General features: G+C 45.7%; 15 protein-coding genes. 2 read left to right on the forward strand and 13 right to left on the reverse strand.

Features of this window, described 5'->3' with window-relative positions:
• Positions 1–142 precede the first annotated feature (142 nt).
• The gene (locus LIQ05_RS09160) at positions 143–919 is read left to right on the forward strand and encodes an inositol monophosphatase family protein (RefSeq protein WP_226820108.1); all 777 of its coding nucleotides are present in this window, start codon (positions 143–145) and stop codon (positions 917–919) included.
• Between the two features lie 97 nt (positions 920–1,016).
• Here LIQ05_RS09160 and LIQ05_RS09165 read toward each other — a convergent pair whose 3' ends face one another.
• On the reverse strand, positions 1,017–1,658 hold the full coding sequence (locus LIQ05_RS09165) for a TIGR04100 family radical SAM protein (protein ID WP_226820110.1): 642 nt from the start codon (positions 1,656–1,658) through the stop codon (positions 1,017–1,019).
• A gap of 15 nt (positions 1,659–1,673) precedes the next feature.
• The gene (locus tag LIQ05_RS09170) at positions 1,674–2,531 is read right to left on the reverse strand and encodes a pyridoxamine kinase (protein WP_318289515.1); all 858 of its coding nucleotides are present in this window, start codon (positions 2,529–2,531) and stop codon (positions 1,674–1,676) included.
• 93 nt (positions 2,532–2,624) lie between these two features.
• Here LIQ05_RS09170 and LIQ05_RS09175 point away from each other — a divergent pair, with 93 nt between their 5' ends.
• Positions 2,625–3,953 carry a PLP-dependent aminotransferase family protein gene (locus LIQ05_RS09175; RefSeq protein WP_226820114.1) on the forward strand — a complete coding sequence of 443 codons (1,329 nt, stop codon included), beginning with the start codon at positions 2,625–2,627 and terminating at the stop codon, positions 3,951–3,953.
• A gap of 116 nt (positions 3,954–4,069) precedes the next feature.
• Here the strand turns inward: LIQ05_RS09175 and LIQ05_RS09180 are convergent, their stop codons facing one another.
• The 11 genes from LIQ05_RS09180 to cbiD form a co-directional block, all read right to left on the reverse strand.
• Positions 4,070–4,711 (reverse strand): precorrin-8X methylmutase, encoded by a 642-nt coding sequence (locus tag LIQ05_RS09180; protein WP_226820116.1) that lies wholly within the window; start codon positions 4,709–4,711, stop codon positions 4,070–4,072.
• Between the two features lie 68 nt (positions 4,712–4,779).
• Positions 4,780–6,288, reverse strand: coding sequence for a cobyric acid synthase (locus LIQ05_RS09185; RefSeq protein WP_226820118.1), 1,509 nt, complete (start codon positions 6,286–6,288; stop codon positions 4,780–4,782).
• 97 nt (positions 6,289–6,385) lie between these two features.
• Positions 6,386–7,432 carry a pyridoxal phosphate-dependent aminotransferase gene (locus LIQ05_RS09190; RefSeq protein WP_226820120.1) on the reverse strand — a complete coding sequence of 349 codons (1,047 nt, stop codon included), beginning with the start codon at positions 7,430–7,432 and terminating at the stop codon, positions 6,386–6,388.
• A 141-nt stretch (positions 7,433–7,573) separates the two neighbouring features.
• Positions 7,574–8,539 (reverse strand): adenosylcobinamide-phosphate synthase CbiB, encoded by a 966-nt coding sequence (cbiB, locus tag LIQ05_RS09195; RefSeq protein WP_226820122.1) that lies wholly within the window; start codon positions 8,537–8,539, stop codon positions 7,574–7,576.
• A 72-nt stretch (positions 8,540–8,611) separates the two neighbouring features.
• Positions 8,612–10,108 carry a cobyrinate a,c-diamide synthase gene (locus tag LIQ05_RS09200; RefSeq protein WP_226820123.1) on the reverse strand — a complete coding sequence of 499 codons (1,497 nt, stop codon included), beginning with the start codon at positions 10,106–10,108 and terminating at the stop codon, positions 8,612–8,614.
• Between the two features lie 110 nt (positions 10,109–10,218).
• Complete coding sequence (gene cobK / locus LIQ05_RS09205; RefSeq protein WP_226820125.1) at positions 10,219–12,201, reverse strand: precorrin-6A reductase; 1,983 nt, start codon at positions 12,199–12,201, stop codon at positions 10,219–10,221.
• The gene (gene cobJ / locus LIQ05_RS09210) at positions 12,194–12,934 is read right to left on the reverse strand and encodes a precorrin-3B C(17)-methyltransferase (RefSeq protein WP_226820127.1); all 741 of its coding nucleotides are present in this window, start codon (positions 12,932–12,934) and stop codon (positions 12,194–12,196) included. The genes cobK and cobJ overlap by 8 nt, the downstream gene beginning before the upstream one ends.
• On the reverse strand, positions 12,927–14,192 hold the full coding sequence (locus LIQ05_RS09215) for a cobalt-precorrin 5A hydrolase (RefSeq protein WP_226820129.1): 1,266 nt from the start codon (positions 14,190–14,192) through the stop codon (positions 12,927–12,929). The genes cobJ and LIQ05_RS09215 overlap by 8 nt, the downstream gene beginning before the upstream one ends.
• A gap of 27 nt (positions 14,193–14,219) precedes the next feature.
• The gene (cobM, locus tag LIQ05_RS09220) at positions 14,220–14,978 is read right to left on the reverse strand and encodes a precorrin-4 C(11)-methyltransferase (protein WP_226820131.1); all 759 of its coding nucleotides are present in this window, start codon (positions 14,976–14,978) and stop codon (positions 14,220–14,222) included.
• 21 nt (positions 14,979–14,999) lie between these two features.
• Positions 15,000–15,683, reverse strand: coding sequence for a precorrin-2 C(20)-methyltransferase (gene cobI, locus LIQ05_RS09225; protein WP_226820133.1), 684 nt, complete (start codon positions 15,681–15,683; stop codon positions 15,000–15,002).
• 132 nt (positions 15,684–15,815) lie between these two features.
• On the reverse strand, positions 15,816–16,991 hold the full coding sequence (gene cbiD, locus LIQ05_RS09230) for a cobalt-precorrin-5B (C(1))-methyltransferase CbiD (RefSeq protein ID WP_226820135.1): 1,176 nt from the start codon (positions 16,989–16,991) through the stop codon (positions 15,816–15,818).
• Between the last annotated feature and the right edge of the window lie 65 nt (positions 16,992–17,056).

Raw genomic sequence — 17,056 nt, forward strand, 5'->3', positions numbered from 1 at the left:
TTTTTCGCATGCCTTAGAGCGTGTTGCTGATCACGGAGTGAACAGCAACCTTTCGTGTTATCTCTTACTATTTTCGCATTTTCAAAGCCTTGTCCTTCCTGTTCATTTATGGTAAATTATACCTTGGAGGTGTTACTTTTATATGTATAAAGAAAATCAGTCTAAGATCATTGACCTTGTCAAGCAGGCAAAGCCATTGATCTTTCAGGAAATGACTCACGAAAAGGTTACAGAAAAAGGGGCTGCCGACTATGTAACCAATGTGGATGTGGCTGTACAGAACTATCTGAAAGAAGTGCTTGGAAAGAAATTTCCAGATATCGCACTGATTGCTGAGGAAAAAGAAAACCTGGGGCTGGATCCTGCAAAATCTTACTGGATCCTGGATCCCATCGACGGAACTACCAATTTAATCCGGGATTATCACCTGAGTGCCGTTTCCCTTGGACTTTATGAAAATGGGGAGATTACTTTCGGGGTGGTTTATAATCCATTTACTGAGGAACTGTTCTATGGGGCAAAGGGGGAAGGTGCTTACCTGAACGGGGCTTCTATCCAGGTTTCTGACCAGCCGGGATTCAAAGACGCGGTAGTGTCCTTTGGTTCTTCTCCTTATGAAAAAAACAGGGCAAAGGAATTGTTCCCGGTGTTTTATAATATCTTTATGAACTGTGCAGATTTCAGACGTACCGGTTCTGCTGCGCTGGATATCTGCTACGTGGCATGCGGAAGGCAGCATGCTTATCTGGAACAGAATCTGAAGCCCTGGGATTACAGTGGGGCCAGCGTTATTTTGAGGGAAGCAGGCGGCACCATCACAGACTGGGAAAATAAGGAGCTGCCATATCTGGCAAACTCAGATATCCTGGCTTGCGTGCCACAGTTCCGGGAGATTTTGCTGAAGCTTATAAATGCGTAACAAGACTGCAGCCTGTTCTCAAAAGCTTTAAGCTCTCATATAAACATGCTCTAGCCCGTTGTTCGCAAAAATGAAAGACACCACTATTCTCCCGCTTTTATTCTGCTGTATATTCACGCACTCTCAAGGGAATACCAAGCTTCTCTGCCAATTTGCGGCTTTTCTCAACATTCTCTTTGCCAATACAGTCTACGACCGTAAATTTCACATTATCCGTATACTGCCCGCAATCCTGCGCAAATTTCAGCATGGCGTCAAAAGCTTTTTCGCCGTAGGCTGGGCGTACGACTTCGTTATAGGATTTGGCATCTGGCATGTTCAGACTGATAGAAACAATATCTACTGCCTGACAGACCTCCCTGGCAATGGAGCGCTTATTGATCAGGTCTCCAAGGCCATTGGTATTCAGACGAAGCTTGATTCCCGGACAAGGGTTTCCGTTTCGGTCTAAATGTGCCGGATATTTGCTTCTCATATATTCACTGACTGCGATCAGTTTATCCAGCGCCATGGTAGGCTCACCATAGCCGCAGAAGACTGCCTCCTTATAACCGGAAAAGTCAAATCCATCAATGGCCTTATAAATCTCTTCCATGGCAGGTTCTTTCTCAAACCATAAGGTCTTTGCACCACCTACAGAATCTCCATTGTTGCGGATACAGAAAGTGCAGCTGCAGGGACATTTATTTGTCAGATTAAAATATACCTCATCATTATAGCAATAAACAATATCAGCCATTATTCACACGCTCCTCTATAAAAGCTCTCCTAAATATTTTTCAAAACAGACACCATCATTTCGGTCTGTACCTTCCTTAACCGTTTCTTCAATTGCCTTTGATAGAAATTTCACTGCCATCTCAACGCAAGTTGTCATAGACATGCCCTTCACCAGACCAGCACTTAGTACAGAAGCAAACAGATCTCCCGTTCCAGAATAACTGCCGCCGATTTTTTTCGCAAATCTCCAGAAAGAATTATGATTCTCTACAACAAGATTTCCCACACACGCGTCATTTTCCACACCTGTGATCACAGCAGCCTGTAAACCATATTCATTTGCAAGCTGTTCCCCGGTCTTTCCAATCTGCGCTAGCCGTTTCTCACCAGCCAGTTCCAGGAACCTGGCGTATCGTTTTTCCATCTCTTCTTTCCCATATAAAAGAAGCAATGCTTCTGTCAGATTGGGTGTGATCACCTGGGCACTTCTTACCAGCTGTATCATCTTTTCCCGCAAGCCTTCTGTGTATATTCCGTAAGCACTGCCATTATCTCCCATAACCGGATCCACCAGCACCATGGTCTTCTCCTGCCGGAATCTTCTGAGAAAATCAAGGATCTTATCCGCCTGCTCCTCATCTGCCAGAAATCCGGTATAAATCCCATCTGGTGAAAAGCTCCGCTTCTCCCATTCCTCCATGATCTGTTCCATGTGCTCTGTATAATCGTCACAGTAATAGGAAGGATATCCAGTCTGATTGCTGAGCACAGCTGTGGGCAAAGGCACCGCCTGCACGCCCATCACCGAAATCACCGGGATTGCTGCTGTCAGGGAACATTTCCCAAGTCCGGACAGATCCTGAATTACCGCTATCTTTTTCAAATATATCACTCCACTTGTAAATTTTTCGTTTATACTGTAGAATAACACCTAAGTGTATGTACAGAAATATCCAAATTCAAGTTTTTTAGAGGGGACAGTTTTATGTTAGACATTACAAAGAATCAGAACCGCACCACACATCTTTACATGGAGGTTTACGAATATTACAAAAAGCTGATCCTGGATGGAAAAATGGCACCTGGCAGCAAAATGCCCTCTCTTCGGAAGTGCTCCCAGGAGCTGAAGCTTTCCCGGACCACCATTGAGACCGCTTATCTCCAGCTGGCAGCGGATGGCTACATTATGGCAAAAGCCCAGAGCGGCTACTATGTCACCGAAATTGCTTCCCATCAACACCAAAGCAGTCAGCCCGGCAAACACAATGAAACACACTACCGCTATGACCTGGCTTCCTCCGGCGTGGACAAAGAAAGCTTTCGCTTCGATCTATGGAGCCGTTATATGAAAAGTGCCCTCCGCCAGAACAAACGAATGCTCACTTACGGAGAGCCTCAGGGAGAGGCAGATTTCCGGGAAATCCTGGCAGATTATATCCGGGAACGCCGAAACATCCTCTGCTCCCCGGATGATATTGTAGTCGGCGCCAGTTTCCAGAGCCTGCTGCAGATTCTCTGTCCCCTTATTCATGAAGTGTATCCTGATTTTCGCCAGGTATCCTTCCCTACCCCTTCTTTTGTTCATGGAAGCACTGTTTTTAGGGATTATGGATATGACATCCATTACCGTGATAAAGACTGCGACGTGGTCTATGTTTCCCCTGCCCACATGACAAAATGGGGTGAGATCATGCCTGTGAAGCGCCGCCTGGAGCTTTTGAAATATGCAGATGAGCGTCATCACCTGGTGATCGAAGACGATTTCGAAAACGAGTTTGTTTATTTCCAGAAACCTACCCCGTCTCTTTTCGGACTTTCCGGTGGGCAGGGCGTAGTTTATATCGGTTCTTTTTCCAGATTGCTGCTGCCTTCTATCCGTATCAGCTTTATGATCCTGCCACCAGAGCTTCTGGAAGCTTATAATAGGAAGGCGGTTTTTTACAACCAGACGGCTTCCAAGGCGGAGCAGATCGCACTCTGCCAGTTTATCCGGGATGGGCACCTTGCAGCTCAGACCAGGAGGCTGAAACGGCTTTATTCCTCTAAATTAAAGCAGCTCCGCAGCGCAGTCCGCCAGGTGTTTGGCCCTAAGTGCCAGATCCAGGTTGGAGCTGCAGGCACCAGTCTGGCACTTACCCTGCCTTATGAAAAAAATGGAGAAGAATTAAAAAAACAGGCGCTAAAAAAAAGCCTGCATGTACAGATTATAAAAGAAACGGAAAAGGAGGTAACGGTGCTTATGTCCTGTTCCTCCATGCCAGTACAGGATTTCGTACCAGCCTGTGAACTACTAAAATCTGTGATCTCAGATTAGCAGCAAGACAGTCGCTAAGGTCTCATGAAGGCATGAACTTTAACTGGTTGCTCACGTAAATATAAAAAACAGCGTATACCTTGTCCATTTACACAAAACAAAGTATACGCTATGTTTTACCCCCGGTTATTATCAATCATATACAGCAGCGCATTGCAGATACATGCTGCTATATTAGAACCGCCCTTGCGCCCCCGGGCTACAATATAGGGCACATTAGTGTGCATGATCAGCTCCTTGGACTGTACCACATTCACAAAGCCTACAGGCACGCCAATGATCAGTTCCGGATCCAGTTTTCCATCCTCGATCAGCTCGTACAGCCGCACAAGAGCCGTAGGTGCATTTCCAATGGCAAAGATCAGCTTTTTATTCAGACAGGCGGCCTTATCCATGCTTGCGGTGGCTCTGGTGGAACCATTTTCCCTGGCAATTTTTGCTACGTCCTCATCCGACATAAAGCAGTAAACCTCACCCCCATATCTGGCAAGAGCCCGCTTGTTAATCCCCGCTTTTGCCATCTGGGTGTCAGTTACAATACAGGCACCCTCTTTAATAGCCCGGATTGCTTTTTCCACTGCATTTTCGGAAAAGCAAAGATTCCTGGCGTAATCAAAATCGGCACTTGTATGGATGCAGCGCTTTACCACCAGCTCTGTTCCCGGGATAAGCGGGGTGTCACCAAGCTCCTCTGTGATGATTTCAAAGCTCCTTTTCTCTATATCCATAGGTTTTACATTTTCCAGTTCTACCTTCATTTCTACTCCTTCTCCCGTATCGTTCTCTGCCTTATAAATGACATATTCTAATTCAGGCAATCTCTTTTTCAGATTCCAGCTTCCAAGATCTCATATATTTTCTTCATATCCAGATGCTTCCGGAGCTCTGCTGCCAGAATATCATACTGGGTTTCCTTAAATGCAGCAAAATCCATGCCTGTCATTCCAGATACATCCAGTCCCTTCTTTTCTCCAATGATCTGCACGATTGCCCCAGCCACAGCCTCCTTGTCAAAAACGCCGTGAACATAGGTTCCGCACACATTGTCAAGATAAGCACCATCTGTCTTGCGCTCTCCGGTTACGCTGTCCTGGATCCTTGTGGATGACTTTGCTTCTCCCTTTAAGATTGTCTCACCCATATGGATCTCATACCCCTCCAGCTCCGTATCACTCAGCTTCGCAAATGCTCCTGTTAGCTGGTCAAAGAAACCTTCCACTCTGGTTCTGGTCTTTTTCTCTGCAAAAACAGTATCCATAGGAAGAAGTCCCATCCCCTTAATAGTTCCCCCGGCTTCCACTCCATGAGGATCGCTTAAGGTTTTCCCCAGCATCTGATAACCGCCGCAGATTCCAAAGATCAGCTTTCCTTTTGCTGCTTCTTTTAAGATCAGTGCCTCCAGACCATTTTCCCGCATCCACAGAAGATCCTCCATAGTATTTTTGGTTCCCGGCAAAATGATCATATCCGGATTACCAAGCTCAGAAGGATTTTTCACATAGCGAAGAGAAACTCCCTGGATGCTCTCCAACGGATTAAAATCCGTGAAATTAGAAATTCTGGGCACCCGGATCACCGCAATGTCAATCAGATCCACCTTGCGGTTTATCTCAAAACGCTCTGTGAGACTGTCCTCATCCTCCACCTGAATGTGAAGATATGGGGCAACTCCAACTACCGGAATCCCGCTTCTCTCCTCCAGCATTTCCACACCTGGATCCAGAATGGTTTTATCACCGCGGAATTTGTTGATGATCAGACCTTTTACCATCTCTTTTTCATCCTCTTCCAGAAGCATCACCGTTCCGATCAGCTGGGCAAAAACGCCGCCTCGGTCAATATCCCCTACCAGGAGCACTGGCGCTTTCGCCATCTTTGCCATTCCCATATTTACGATATCATCACTTTTCAGGTTAATTTCCGCCGGACTTCCAGCTCCTTCTATAACAATAATATCATTTTCGGCTGCAAGGGCATTGTAAGCCTTCATAATATCCGGCACCAGTTTTTTCTTATATTTAAAATAATCCCTGGCGCTCATGTTTCCCAGAACCTCACCGTTTACGATCACCTGGGAACCTACATCATTGGTAGGCTTTAACAAAATAGGGTTCATAAGAACAGAAGGAGCAATTCCGGCTGCTTCCGCCTGCATCACCTGGGCGCGGCCCATTTCCAGACCTTCTTTTGTGATAAAAGAATTCAGCGCCATATTCTGGGATTTAAAAGGCGCCACCCGGTACCCGTCCTGTTTAAAAATCCTGCAAAGGCCTGCTGCCAGAAGGCTTTTTCCGGCATTGGACATTGTCCCCTGCACCATGATTGCTTTTGCCAAAATGTGTTCCTCCTTTTGTATCTCTCTTACATAGCAGTTCGAGCTTTCCTGATCCATTCAAAAAAACTGCTACCATCCAATAGGAAAGCCGTGCTTTCTACTTGCCCGTATCTATTTCTTCTAATGCTTTAACAAGCTGTTGATTTTCCTCGTGATTTTTCACCGCCACCCGGTAATACCCTTTGGAAAGCCCGGTGTAATTGCTGCAGTCGCGGATCAGGATCTTCTTCTGTTCCAGCTTCTCATACAGATCCACAGGACCAGTAAAGAAAACGTAATTTGCCTGGGAGGGATAAACCAGATAGCCTAATCCGGTCAGTTCCTCTTTCAGATATGCAAGCTCGGCAAACGTCATCTGACGCCCTGCCTCCACGTATTTCGTTTCCTTTAAAGCGGCAAGACCGGCAGCCTGGGCCATGGAAGACACATTCCAGGGCTGGCTCATGCTTTCCATTTTTTCCAGAAGGCTTCTGTTCCCGCAAAGCCCGTATCCCAGCCGCACACCTGCTATGGCATACCGCTTTGTAAACGCTTTCAGAAGAAAAAGATTGTCATAGGTATCCAGATATTCCTTTAGGGTATATGTTTCCGGATCCTGCACAAAATCCAGGAAACATTCGTCCACTGCCATCAGGATATTTCGTTCCCTGCAGCGCTTCAGAATTTTTTCCAGCAAAGGCTTCTCTATGAGAAGACCTGTGGGATTGTTGGGGTTGCACAGGAAAATAATGTCGATTTCTTCTGTCAATGCCTCCAGGAAATCTTCTCCCAGGGCAAACTGCTTTTTCTCATCCAGAGGAAAAAATTCCACCTGGCAGTCTATGCTGTACAAAGCCTGCTGATATTCTGCAAAGGTAGGTGCCGGTACCAGGGCTTTCTTCGGATTTACCGCCCTGCACAGGGAAAAGATCACCTCTGCAGCACCGTTTCCGCAGATCACCTGTCCGGCTTTCACATTCTCATATTCTGCAATGGCCTCTTTCAGGGGCGCACAGCCAACCTGTGGATAATCGTTGATGTGATCCAGGCTTTCTATAATGGCTCTTTTGATCCCCTCCGGGGTACCAAGAGGATTGCAGTTTGCAGAGAAGTCAATGCACCCCTGGTGATGATAGACATCACCGCCGTGTATGTGTTTTTCCATTGTTGTCTCCATTCAAGTAATTACACGATTTTATCGAACATCAGCACTTTAAATATACCGCTTCCGATGAACAATCTTATTCAAAATGCCAACGAATAATCTAATCCTAAAAATACGTAGCTGGCGTTTTATAAATTGTGACTAAAATATCACTTTCAGAAGCACACTCAATCCAAAGAACAATATTGCTCCCACAATGCAGGTAGCATAAAGCAGCTTATTCGCCCTTGGAATATCCTCAACCGTGACTGGCCGGATCGGATCTCCTATGGTTGGCTTTTCATATAATTTACCAAAGTAATACGCGTTTCCCGCCAGCTGTACATCCAGCGCTCCTGCCATTGCCGCCTCTGTCTGGGCAGAATTAGGGCTGGCATGGTTGCGTCGGTCTCTTCTGTATATTTTCACTGCATTTTTGGTGTCCATGCCCACAAAAATGGTGGACAGAGCCATCAGCCAGCCGGAAATTCTTGCAGGGATAAAGTTTGCCACATCATCAAGCTTGGCAGCACATCTTCCAAAATACAGGTATTTGTCATTTTTATATCCAAGCATGGAATCCATAGTGTTGATTCCCTTGTACAAAAACATCAGGGGGATTCCTCCAATTGCCATGTAAAGCATAGGTGCAATAATTCCATCAGAAGAATTTTCCGCAACGGTCTCTACCGCCGCCTTAGTTACCCCCACTTCGGAAAGCGCCTGGGTATCACGGCCAACGATCATGGAAACTGCATAACGTGCTTCCTCGATGGTTCCATTTTTCAGGCGGTCATATACTTTCATGCTTTCATCCTTTAGGGATTTGGTTGCAAGCAGCTGACCGCACCAGAAGGTTTCCAGTGCAAAGCCAAGCCAGAAATTCCATTTATAGAACAGATGAACCACTCCAAAAGGAATGAAGAAAGTAATTATGCAGACAAGGATCACTTCCAGAATGCCGCCTGCCAGCTCCCCTTTGTCTGTTTTCGGAAACATTTTCCGGATTCCTTTTTCCAGTATGCTGATCAGGTTTCCGATGAGGCATACCGGGTGATATAACCATCTTGGATCTCCCATAAGCAGGTCAAGAATAAAGCCTGCGGGGAGAGTTAGTAATCGTATCATTTTTGTAGCTCCTTCATTTCACCTGTTTTTCAGGCAGTACGTTTTCTTTGCTTTATTTTGCAAAATAAATTCTTATTTATTTGCTTTTTCCTGATACTCCAGGCATTTTTCCAAAAATGCCTGGGGGATTCGCGGATTCGCATAATAATATAAATGTGGAAAACCAGCTAACATAGTGTCAGTTCCGTGGATGCAATCCCAGCCGCGGCTGCTCCCTGGCTTTGAAGCATGAAACGTGGTTCCGCAATTTTCCGAATCAAAATAGTGAAATTCGTGGGCAGGGCTATGACCAAGATCTGTCTCCCCTAGAACGCGGAATTTAGTTTCTGTCATCTGCGTATTATTCTGTTCTAAAGTAATATATCCAAAACGGGTTAGCCTTGGCGTACGCCATACTTTGCCTGGAATCACTCCTGCCATTTCGTAGAAATTGCCGTCCATTCCCTCCATTTCTTCATGGAGATACATGAATCCGCCGCATTCTGCAAGACAAGGCATTCCACCTTTTATTGCTGTGGCAATTTCCTGCCGCATGGAAGCATTTTCTTCCAATGCTTTTCCATTTAATTCCGGGTAACCACCGTAAAGCAGGATTCCATCCAGCTTTTCAGGTAAATGCTTATCATGTATAGGTGAGAATGGAACCAACTCAGCGCCCATAGAACGAAGTAAATCCAGATTGTCCTCATAGAAAAAACAAAATGCCTCATCTTTCGCCAAACCGATCTGAAGTTTCTTTTTACAGCTCCAACTATAACTCTGACTCAGATCTTTCAGTCCTTCATTTTCTTTTGCTTCTCTGGCATTTTCGCTTACTTCTTCCAAACTTTCCAAGCTCTCATTTGTCTTTTCTAACGACGGATATTGAAGCTCTGGTGCCTCATTTGCCAGCTTCAGAATTTCTTCAATTTCCAGACTAGTTTCCAGCACCTCCGCCAGCTTTAAAAGCCGTCCTTTCAGTTCCGGGATTTCCTCTGGAAGAACCAGCCCTAAGTGTCGGCTCTCGATCACGCAGTCCTCCACCTTCGGCACGTAGCCCAGCACTTTAATACCAAGCCCTTTTTCTACCAGCTTTTTCATTCTGGGATACAGCATAGGGGACATCTGGTTAAAGATCACCCCTTTTATATGGCTGTCCTTTTTGTACTCCATGAACCCTTTTATGTAAGCGGCAAGAGAAACACTCATTCCCTTGCTGTTCACGATCAGGATCACAGGCGTATCCGTAACTCTTGCCAGGTCATAGGCGCTTGCCTGGGTAGTGGTTCCTGCCACACCGTCATAGAAACCCATAACCCCTTCCATTACAGCGATCTGGCAATCAGCGCTATTTTTTGCAAGGAGATATCTGGTGATCTTTTCCCCTGTAAAAAAGGTGTCCAGATTGCGGGATTTGGTGCCAATAACCTGGGTATGAAACATAGGATCAATATAATCCGGTCCACATTTAAAGGAAACTGTCTTCAAACCTCTATTTACCAGCACTTGTAAAAGTCCGCAGGTAAGAAGGGTTTTTCCGCTTCCGCTGGCTCCTGCTGCAAGCAAAATCCTGGGTATTCTTTTTTCCATGCTACTCCCTCCTCACCATTCTAAAAATTATGCAAACAACATTTCAAAAAACAAATCCTCTATAGTCTGATACCAATCCGTAACTCTCCCTTGCATGCACACAAATGCCTTCATTCCATACGCTGCGGCTTCTGGCAGGTAATAATATAAATAGGGTTCTCCCCCATCATCAGATGATATCTTCCGATTTCCCTGGATCTGGAAGCTGCAAGCTGCACTACTTCCCGCTCTGCAAAATCGTATTCCTTCAGCACATCCAGTGCCTCACTGATGGTCTCCAGGGTAATGCAGTTGATCACGATCCGCACATCCTGGTTCTTTTTCAGAAGCAAAGCAACAATTTCTTTCAGGTTTCCTGACGAGCCACCGATAAATGCATGTGTGGGAACTGGCAGGGATGCAAGAGCCTCCGGTGCCTCTCCCTTTACGATTTCCAGATTATCGGCTGCAAACTTCTGTTTATTTTCATAAAGAAGCGCCACCGCATCATCCTTTTTCTCCACTGCAAAGACCTGTCCCTGATCAGCACGAAGTGCCATCTCCACAGAAACAGAACCGGTCCCTGCGCCTACATCGTAGCAGATGGAGTCTTCCTGAAGACGTAGCTTGGAAAGGGAAACACAGCGCACCTCTTCTTTTGTCATAGGTGCTTTTCCCCGGATAAATTCCTCGTCCGGGATTCCATGCGTGGAAAATGCCGGTCTGGCTTTCTCATTGTATGCACATACAACACTTAATGCCTGACCTTCATAGGAGATCAGTTCACTAGCTTTTGCATAGAAAATCTTTTCCTCTGGATAGGAAAGGTTTTCTCCCACATAAAGTACCACATCTCCCATCTGGTATTCAACCAGCTTCTGCGCCAGCTCTGCTACTGCGCTTCCAGTTCCCAGAATGGAAAAGACTTTCTGATTATGTTTCACCATGGAAATCAGATTGCAGTTTTTGCCGTGGGCACTGGTGATCTTTGCATCATCCCAGGACTGACCGATTCTGGACATGAAGTAAACCACCGAGGAGATTCCGCAGATAATTTCAATATCAGCTGAAATTTTCTTCAGCACATCCAGCAGTTTCTTCGCCCCACTGTAAAAACCTACGTCCCCAGACAAAGCGATCACAATATTCTCATATTCTGCATGGTTTTTAATATACTCTCCGATCACATCACTGCGGTATTCATACACCACCGGCTGTCCCGACTCCCGAATGGAATCTGCCATACGCTTTGCACCAATAATCAGATCTGCTTTCTGAACAGCCTTTTTGCCCTGAATGGTAAGGGTTTCTTTACTTCCCATTCCAATTCCCAGAAGAGTCACATGAGGCTTCTGGGTAAGTCCAAAACGGTCTGTCAGCATTCGCTTGCACTCTGCTACCGAAAGCCCCTCTTCCTGCAACGGTCTTCCAATGATAACAGGAATCACCTCACACATAAGTGCTGCGTCAATCTTTTCCTGGAAACCTCCTGCTTTTCCTGTGTCTTTAGTCACAAGATACTTGCAGTCATACTGACGGAGCATGGCAGCATTTAACTCCATGGAAAAAGGTCCCTGCATGCCGATCAGGTGCTTTCCCTCAAAGCCATAGCCCTTGCAGGTCTCCATTACAGATGGCAGAGACAGCACACGGGCATAAATACGCTCTCCGGCATCAGATAAGGCTGTAAATTTTCCAAGCTCCTTGCTGCCTGTAGTGAGCAGAATGTTCCCCTTTGTACCTTCCAGAAATTTCACTGCTGCCTCTGTGTCTTCCACATACACAGCCTTATCCTGATGGGAACCGTTCTCACGAAGAACTCTCTCATAGGAAAATCCTGTGTTTTTGCAGGCAATCCGAATATTCGCCGTTACTTCTGCTGCATATGGATGAGTGGCATCAAGCACCAGCCTGGGACTGCGTTCCCTTAACAGCACTTCCATTTCTTCCCCAGTCAGACGGCCAGCATGGATTTTCAGATATTCGTCCTCTTTTAAAGATTTGCTGCCATAATCCGTGGCAACGCATGCAAGCACACTGACCTTATTCTTTGCCAGAAAGTTACATATCTGGCAGCCTTCTGTGGTGCCTGCAAATACAACAACATCAGACATTTTTATATCCTCTTGGTGTTACCATTTTTCCGTTTATATTTCGGGTCTGGGAATTTCCAATAAATACAGTAGTAAACATATCCACCTGGGTATCCTTTAGTTCTCCCAAGGTCATAACCTGAGCCTTCTCTCCTTCGCGGTTAATGTTCTGAACCGTACCGCACACGGTCTCCGGAGATTTATGCTGAAGCATAAGCTCGCAGGCTTTTTTCAGATAATCGTGTCTCTTATGGCTGGAAGGATTGTAAAGAACGATCACAAAATCTGCTTCAGAGGCCAGAAAAAGCCGTTTTTCAATTTTTTCCCAAGGGGTAAGCAGATCGCTAAGGCTGATCAGACAAAAATCATGGATAAGAGGTGCTCCAAGAACTGCGGCGCCTCCAGTCGCTGCAGTCACACCGGCAACCACTTCCAGCTCCACATCCGGGTAATTTGCACCGATCTCATACATAAGCCCAGCCATTCCATAGACACCTGCATCTCCACTGCAGATCATGGAAACAGTCTGTCCCTTCATAGCCTCGTCAAAAGCCATGACGCAACGGTCTACTTCTTTTCTCATTGGGGTTGTGAGAAAAGCTTTCCCTGGAAAATGATCTTTTACAAGATCGATATAAACGGTATATCCAACAATTACTTCGCTTTTTTCAAGCGCTGCAGCGGCAGCTCCTGTCATTCCTTCGTAGGAACCAGGACCGATTCCTACCACATAGATTTTCTTTTCTTTATTCAAAATGCATCCTCCATTCTCCAAGGGCAAGGGCTGTTGTCACACCCTCTGCACCATGTTTTCTCTGTATAAAATAAGTGCCAGTATCTTTATGGCTGGTATCTGCTTTTTGGCTTTCTCTTTCATCATGTCTGACTTCTGCCAGCATATCTGTTTTAAAACCCACTTTTTTTGCCAAAAAACTCTCTATGGCTTTCACTGCGCTCCGCTCACACACATTATCTACCCCCACAGTCTTACTCACAAAGGAAGACGGGGTAAAGTCTCCTTCCACAGCCAAAAGTTCTTTGCTGGAAAAAGTAATAAAGGGAACGCCCAGCTTTTCTGCCAGAGCCAGAAGCCCTGGTTCTTCTTTTTTCACATCAATGCTTGCAAGTGCGGCAATGGCCTCTTTGTAAACGTCATTTTCCTCCAGGCAGCCAAATGCTGCTTTTTCCACGGCTGATAATTCTTTATTTTTCCGGCAGCCCATTCCAAGTACCACGGATGGCGGAACTACATGGGTAGTTGAAGAAAATGGATGACAACTTTTATGTATGGTTACTGCGATTCCTACTGCCGGGAGCGGTCCGCCATCCACAGTCTCAAACCGCATTCCTGAGAACGATGTTTTATCTGTTTCTTCAAACAATAAATGTCTTTCATCATTTGCCTTCTGGCCTGACATTTTTACATAATCTGATTCAGGGTACTGTTTTTTTCTACACCAGATCATTCCCTTTGGCAATTCGCCCTCCCAGGGAAATTCACTATAAAAACCGACCTTCTCTCCTGCCAGCAGCGCAGCAGAAACCTCTTTTGCCTCTTTCATCCGGAAAATCTGGCAGTTATTTTTCTTCGCAAACACATCCACAGCAAATTTTCCCTCAAGATCTGTGGCTGTTGTGACTACAGGGATCGCATGCAAAATATCTGCTGCCCTATGAGCAAGCTCATTGGCTCCGCCAAGATGTCCTGACAGCAGGGAAATCACAAACGTTCCACATTCATCCACCACCAGCACAGCCGGATCTTTCTTTTTATTCTGTACATAGGGGGCAATGCTGCGCACAGCAATTCCAGCAGCTCCAATAAAAATAATACTGTCTGCAGTCTCAAACTGACTGCCAGTCCATTCTACACAGCTTCCCTTTATGGAGCCTGGAATGTATTTACTCTTTGTAGAAAGAGAAACTGCATGTCCTTCTTTTTCCAGTCCCGTTTTCAATTTTTCACCAGTCTGCTGCCCTGTGAGGGTGTAGCATATCATGGAAATTTTCATTGAATTCCCCTTCCATCCAGATGAATCTTATTTCGTTGCCTCGCGGAATTCTGTGGTAAATCCAGGATCGTACAATTTGGAACGGTCATAATGAGCGGCATTTACACAATCTCCAATGATCATAAGTGCCGTCTTTGTAATATTGTTCTCCTTCGCAGTCTGTGCCAGAGTTCCCACTGTGCACACAAATTTTTTCTCATCCTCCCAGGTAGCCTTGTACACAATAGCGGCCGGAGTATCTGCAGTATAACCGCCCTCGATCAGCCTTCTGCTCAGCTCTTCCAGCATTCCTGTGCTGAGAAACACAACCATAGTTGCCTGATGTGCAGCAAAGGACTGAATGCTTTCCTTTGGCGGAACCGGAGTTCTGCCTTCCATACGGGTGATGATCACACTCTGGGAAATATCCGGCAAAGTGTATTCCAGATTTAAAGCACTTGCTGCGCCACAGAATGCACTGACACCGGGACAGTAATCATAGGCAATGCCTTTCTGATCCAGCACATCCATCTGCTCACGGATAGCTCCGTAAATACAGGGATCACCTGTGTGCAGTCTGACAGTTGTCTTGCCTGTTGCCTCTGCTTTTTCCATAACGGAAAGTACCTCTTCCAGTGTCATTTTCGCACTGTTATAGATGGTGCAGATGTCCTTGGTGTACTCCAGAAGTTTAGGGTTTACAAGAGATCCTGCATAGATAACTACGTCTGCCTCTTCCAGATATTTTTTCCCTCTAACTGTGATCAGATCCGGTGCTCCGGAGCCTGCTCCTACAAAATGAATCATGGTGTTCTCTCCTTTTTCTCTTTATTTTTCTTTCACAATAATCAATGAATAATATCCTGCATCATCTGGAATTTCTTCCACACTTCTGTAAATTTTTTCATTGGGCATTCCGCAGTTTTCAATCATCTCCGCCTTATTCCCAGTCGCCTTGATCTGTGCCTTTACCTCCTGCATTTTTTTGCCCGCCTTCATCAGAACCTTCGTTCCCGGAAGCTTCAACGCTTCTTCCACCTGATAGGATGCCGGAATCACATGAAGCTGCTGGTATTTTTCTACCAGTCCCTCATTGAATCTGGCACTGACTGCGCAAAAAGAGGTAATACCGCTGACAATTTCTGTGTCATATCCTAACTGTTCCACCCGTTTATGCACATAAATATAGGTGGAATATACCGTCGGATCTCCCAATGTAAGGAACACTACGTTTTTCCCCTTTTCAAGCCAATCTGCAATTATTTTTGCCCCTTCGTCATGAACCCGCTTCAGCTCTTCTTTTTCTTTGATCATGGGCATTGGCAGGGAAATCATCTGCTTGCTGTCAATTTCCGGATAAGCCCCTTTCATAATCTTGTAAGCAACAGATTCTTTTGGGTTCTCTCCTGGAAAAGCCAGTATATCTGCTTCCTTTGTAAGTCTTAAAGCTTTTAAAGTAATCAGCTCCGGATCTCCCGGGCCAACTCCTACACCGTATAACTTTCCTGTCATATGTCTCTCTTTCTGGAGCCTATTTTCACACCTGGATATGAACTCCGCTTTTATCTTTATTTTATTCCGCCTGCATAAACTAAACATAACTTTTTTTTTAAATGTCTTTACAGAATATTCCCTTTAATTCATTTACTCTTGCGATTTAAGCATCTCATCCTGTTTCTGTATTTCCTGGATCAATTCCCCTGCATCCCTGGTTTTTCCCAGATATCCATACACGTTGTTAAAAACCACCGCGCCAAGCTTAATCTGTTCGTAAGAGCGGTGATCCAGATAAAACTGGATCTTCTCCATAATCGTTTCCATTGCAGGCTCCAACAGACCTTTTTCATGCATAATATCAAGAGCCTCGTCTGTGGTATTGCAGTTCAGGATATCCCTGGCCGCATCACCATCTGCCCCCACACGAAGAGCATTGGCTGCAAGCACCTCCATACGGGCATCTGCACTATGGGAATGGGTGTTCATAATTCCAGCTGCTACCTTTACAAACTTGCCGATATGGGCTACGAACAGGATTCCTTTTACGCCCATATCCACAGCCATATCAATAGTTTCTCCCACATAATTGCTGCACTTGATATTTCGTTCAAAAGGTAAGGTCATGTGCTCACGCAGATAATCTGCCCCGTAATTTCCAGGTGTCACAAGAAGATACTTCTCACCTTGGGTAAAATGCTGTTTCATTTCCACATGGATACTCTCCACAAGGGCTTTTTCACTCATAGGCTCCACGATTCCGGAAGTTCCAAGGATGGAGATTCCTCCTGTGATTCCCAGCCTGGGATTGAAGGTCTTCTTCCCGATCTCTACGCCTTGTGGAACGGAGATCACAACCTTCAGACCCCCCTCATAATCATGGAAAACGGCGGCTTCCTCTGCTTCCCGAAGGATCATTGCGCGAGGCACCGGATTAATAGCAGCTTCCCCTACCTTCTGGGAAAGCCCTGGTCTTGTAACCCGGCCCACGCCGACTCCTCCATCTATCACAATTCCGGCAGTCTCCGTCTTTGACACTGTGGCATACACCAGAATGCCATTTGTGGTATCCGGATCGTCTCCAGCATCTTTTTTTACCGCACAGGTAACCTGATCCTCACTGATCTGGATATCATGCAGTTCCAGATCAAGAAGGATTCCCTTCGGCGTCATAAGAGGCACTGAAGTTATTTTTTCTCCGCCAAGGAGCATAAGGCAGGCACCTTTACAGGCAGCTGCTGCGCAGGAACCTGTGGTATAGCCAAAACGCATTTTCTTCTGTCCACGGATCACATAATACTCTTCCAAACCAGTCTTGTGTGCCATATGCTTCGCCTCCCACATAAAAAGAAGCTCTGTCATGACAACAAAGCTTCTTTCCTATCAGTCTT

Origin of the sequence: Blautia glucerasea (genome assembly GCF_020537505.1) — a bacterium.
Classification (GTDB): Bacteria; Bacillota; Clostridia; order Lachnospirales; family Lachnospiraceae; genus Blautia_A.

Coding starts and splice junctions, on each gene's coding strand:
- LIQ05_RS09200 (WP_226820123.1), bottom strand. CDS start 10,108: ATGGAAAAAAGAATACCCAGGATTTTGCTTGCAGCAGGAGCCAGCGGA.
- cbiB (WP_226820122.1), bottom strand. CDS start 8,539: ATGATACGATTACTAACTCTCCCCGCAGGCTTTATTCTTGACCTGCTT.
- cobI (WP_226820133.1), bottom strand. CDS start 15,683: ATGACAGGAAAGTTATACGGTGTAGGAGTTGGCCCGGGAGATCCGGAG.
- LIQ05_RS09160 (WP_226820108.1), top strand. CDS start 143: ATGTATAAAGAAAATCAGTCTAAGATCATTGACCTTGTCAAGCAGGCA.
- cobM (WP_226820131.1), bottom strand. CDS start 14,978: ATGATTCATTTTGTAGGAGCAGGCTCCGGAGCACCGGATCTGATCACA.
- cbiD (WP_226820135.1), bottom strand. CDS start 16,991: ATGGCACACAAGACTGGTTTGGAAGAGTATTATGTGATCCGTGGACAG.
- LIQ05_RS09215 (WP_226820129.1), bottom strand. CDS start 14,192: ATGAAAATTTCCATGATATGCTACACCCTCACAGGGCAGCAGACTGGT.
- cobK (WP_226820125.1), bottom strand. CDS start 12,201: ATGTCTGATGTTGTTGTATTTGCAGGCACCACAGAAGGCTGCCAGATA.
- LIQ05_RS09180 (WP_226820116.1), bottom strand. CDS start 4,711: ATGAAGGTAGAACTGGAAAATGTAAAACCTATGGATATAGAGAAAAGG.
- LIQ05_RS09175 (WP_226820114.1), top strand. CDS start 2,625: ATGTTAGACATTACAAAGAATCAGAACCGCACCACACATCTTTACATG.
- LIQ05_RS09165 (WP_226820110.1), bottom strand. CDS start 1,658: ATGGCTGATATTGTTTATTGCTATAATGATGAGGTATATTTTAATCTG.
- LIQ05_RS09190 (WP_226820120.1), bottom strand. CDS start 7,432: ATGGAAAAACACATACACGGCGGTGATGTCTATCATCACCAGGGGTGC.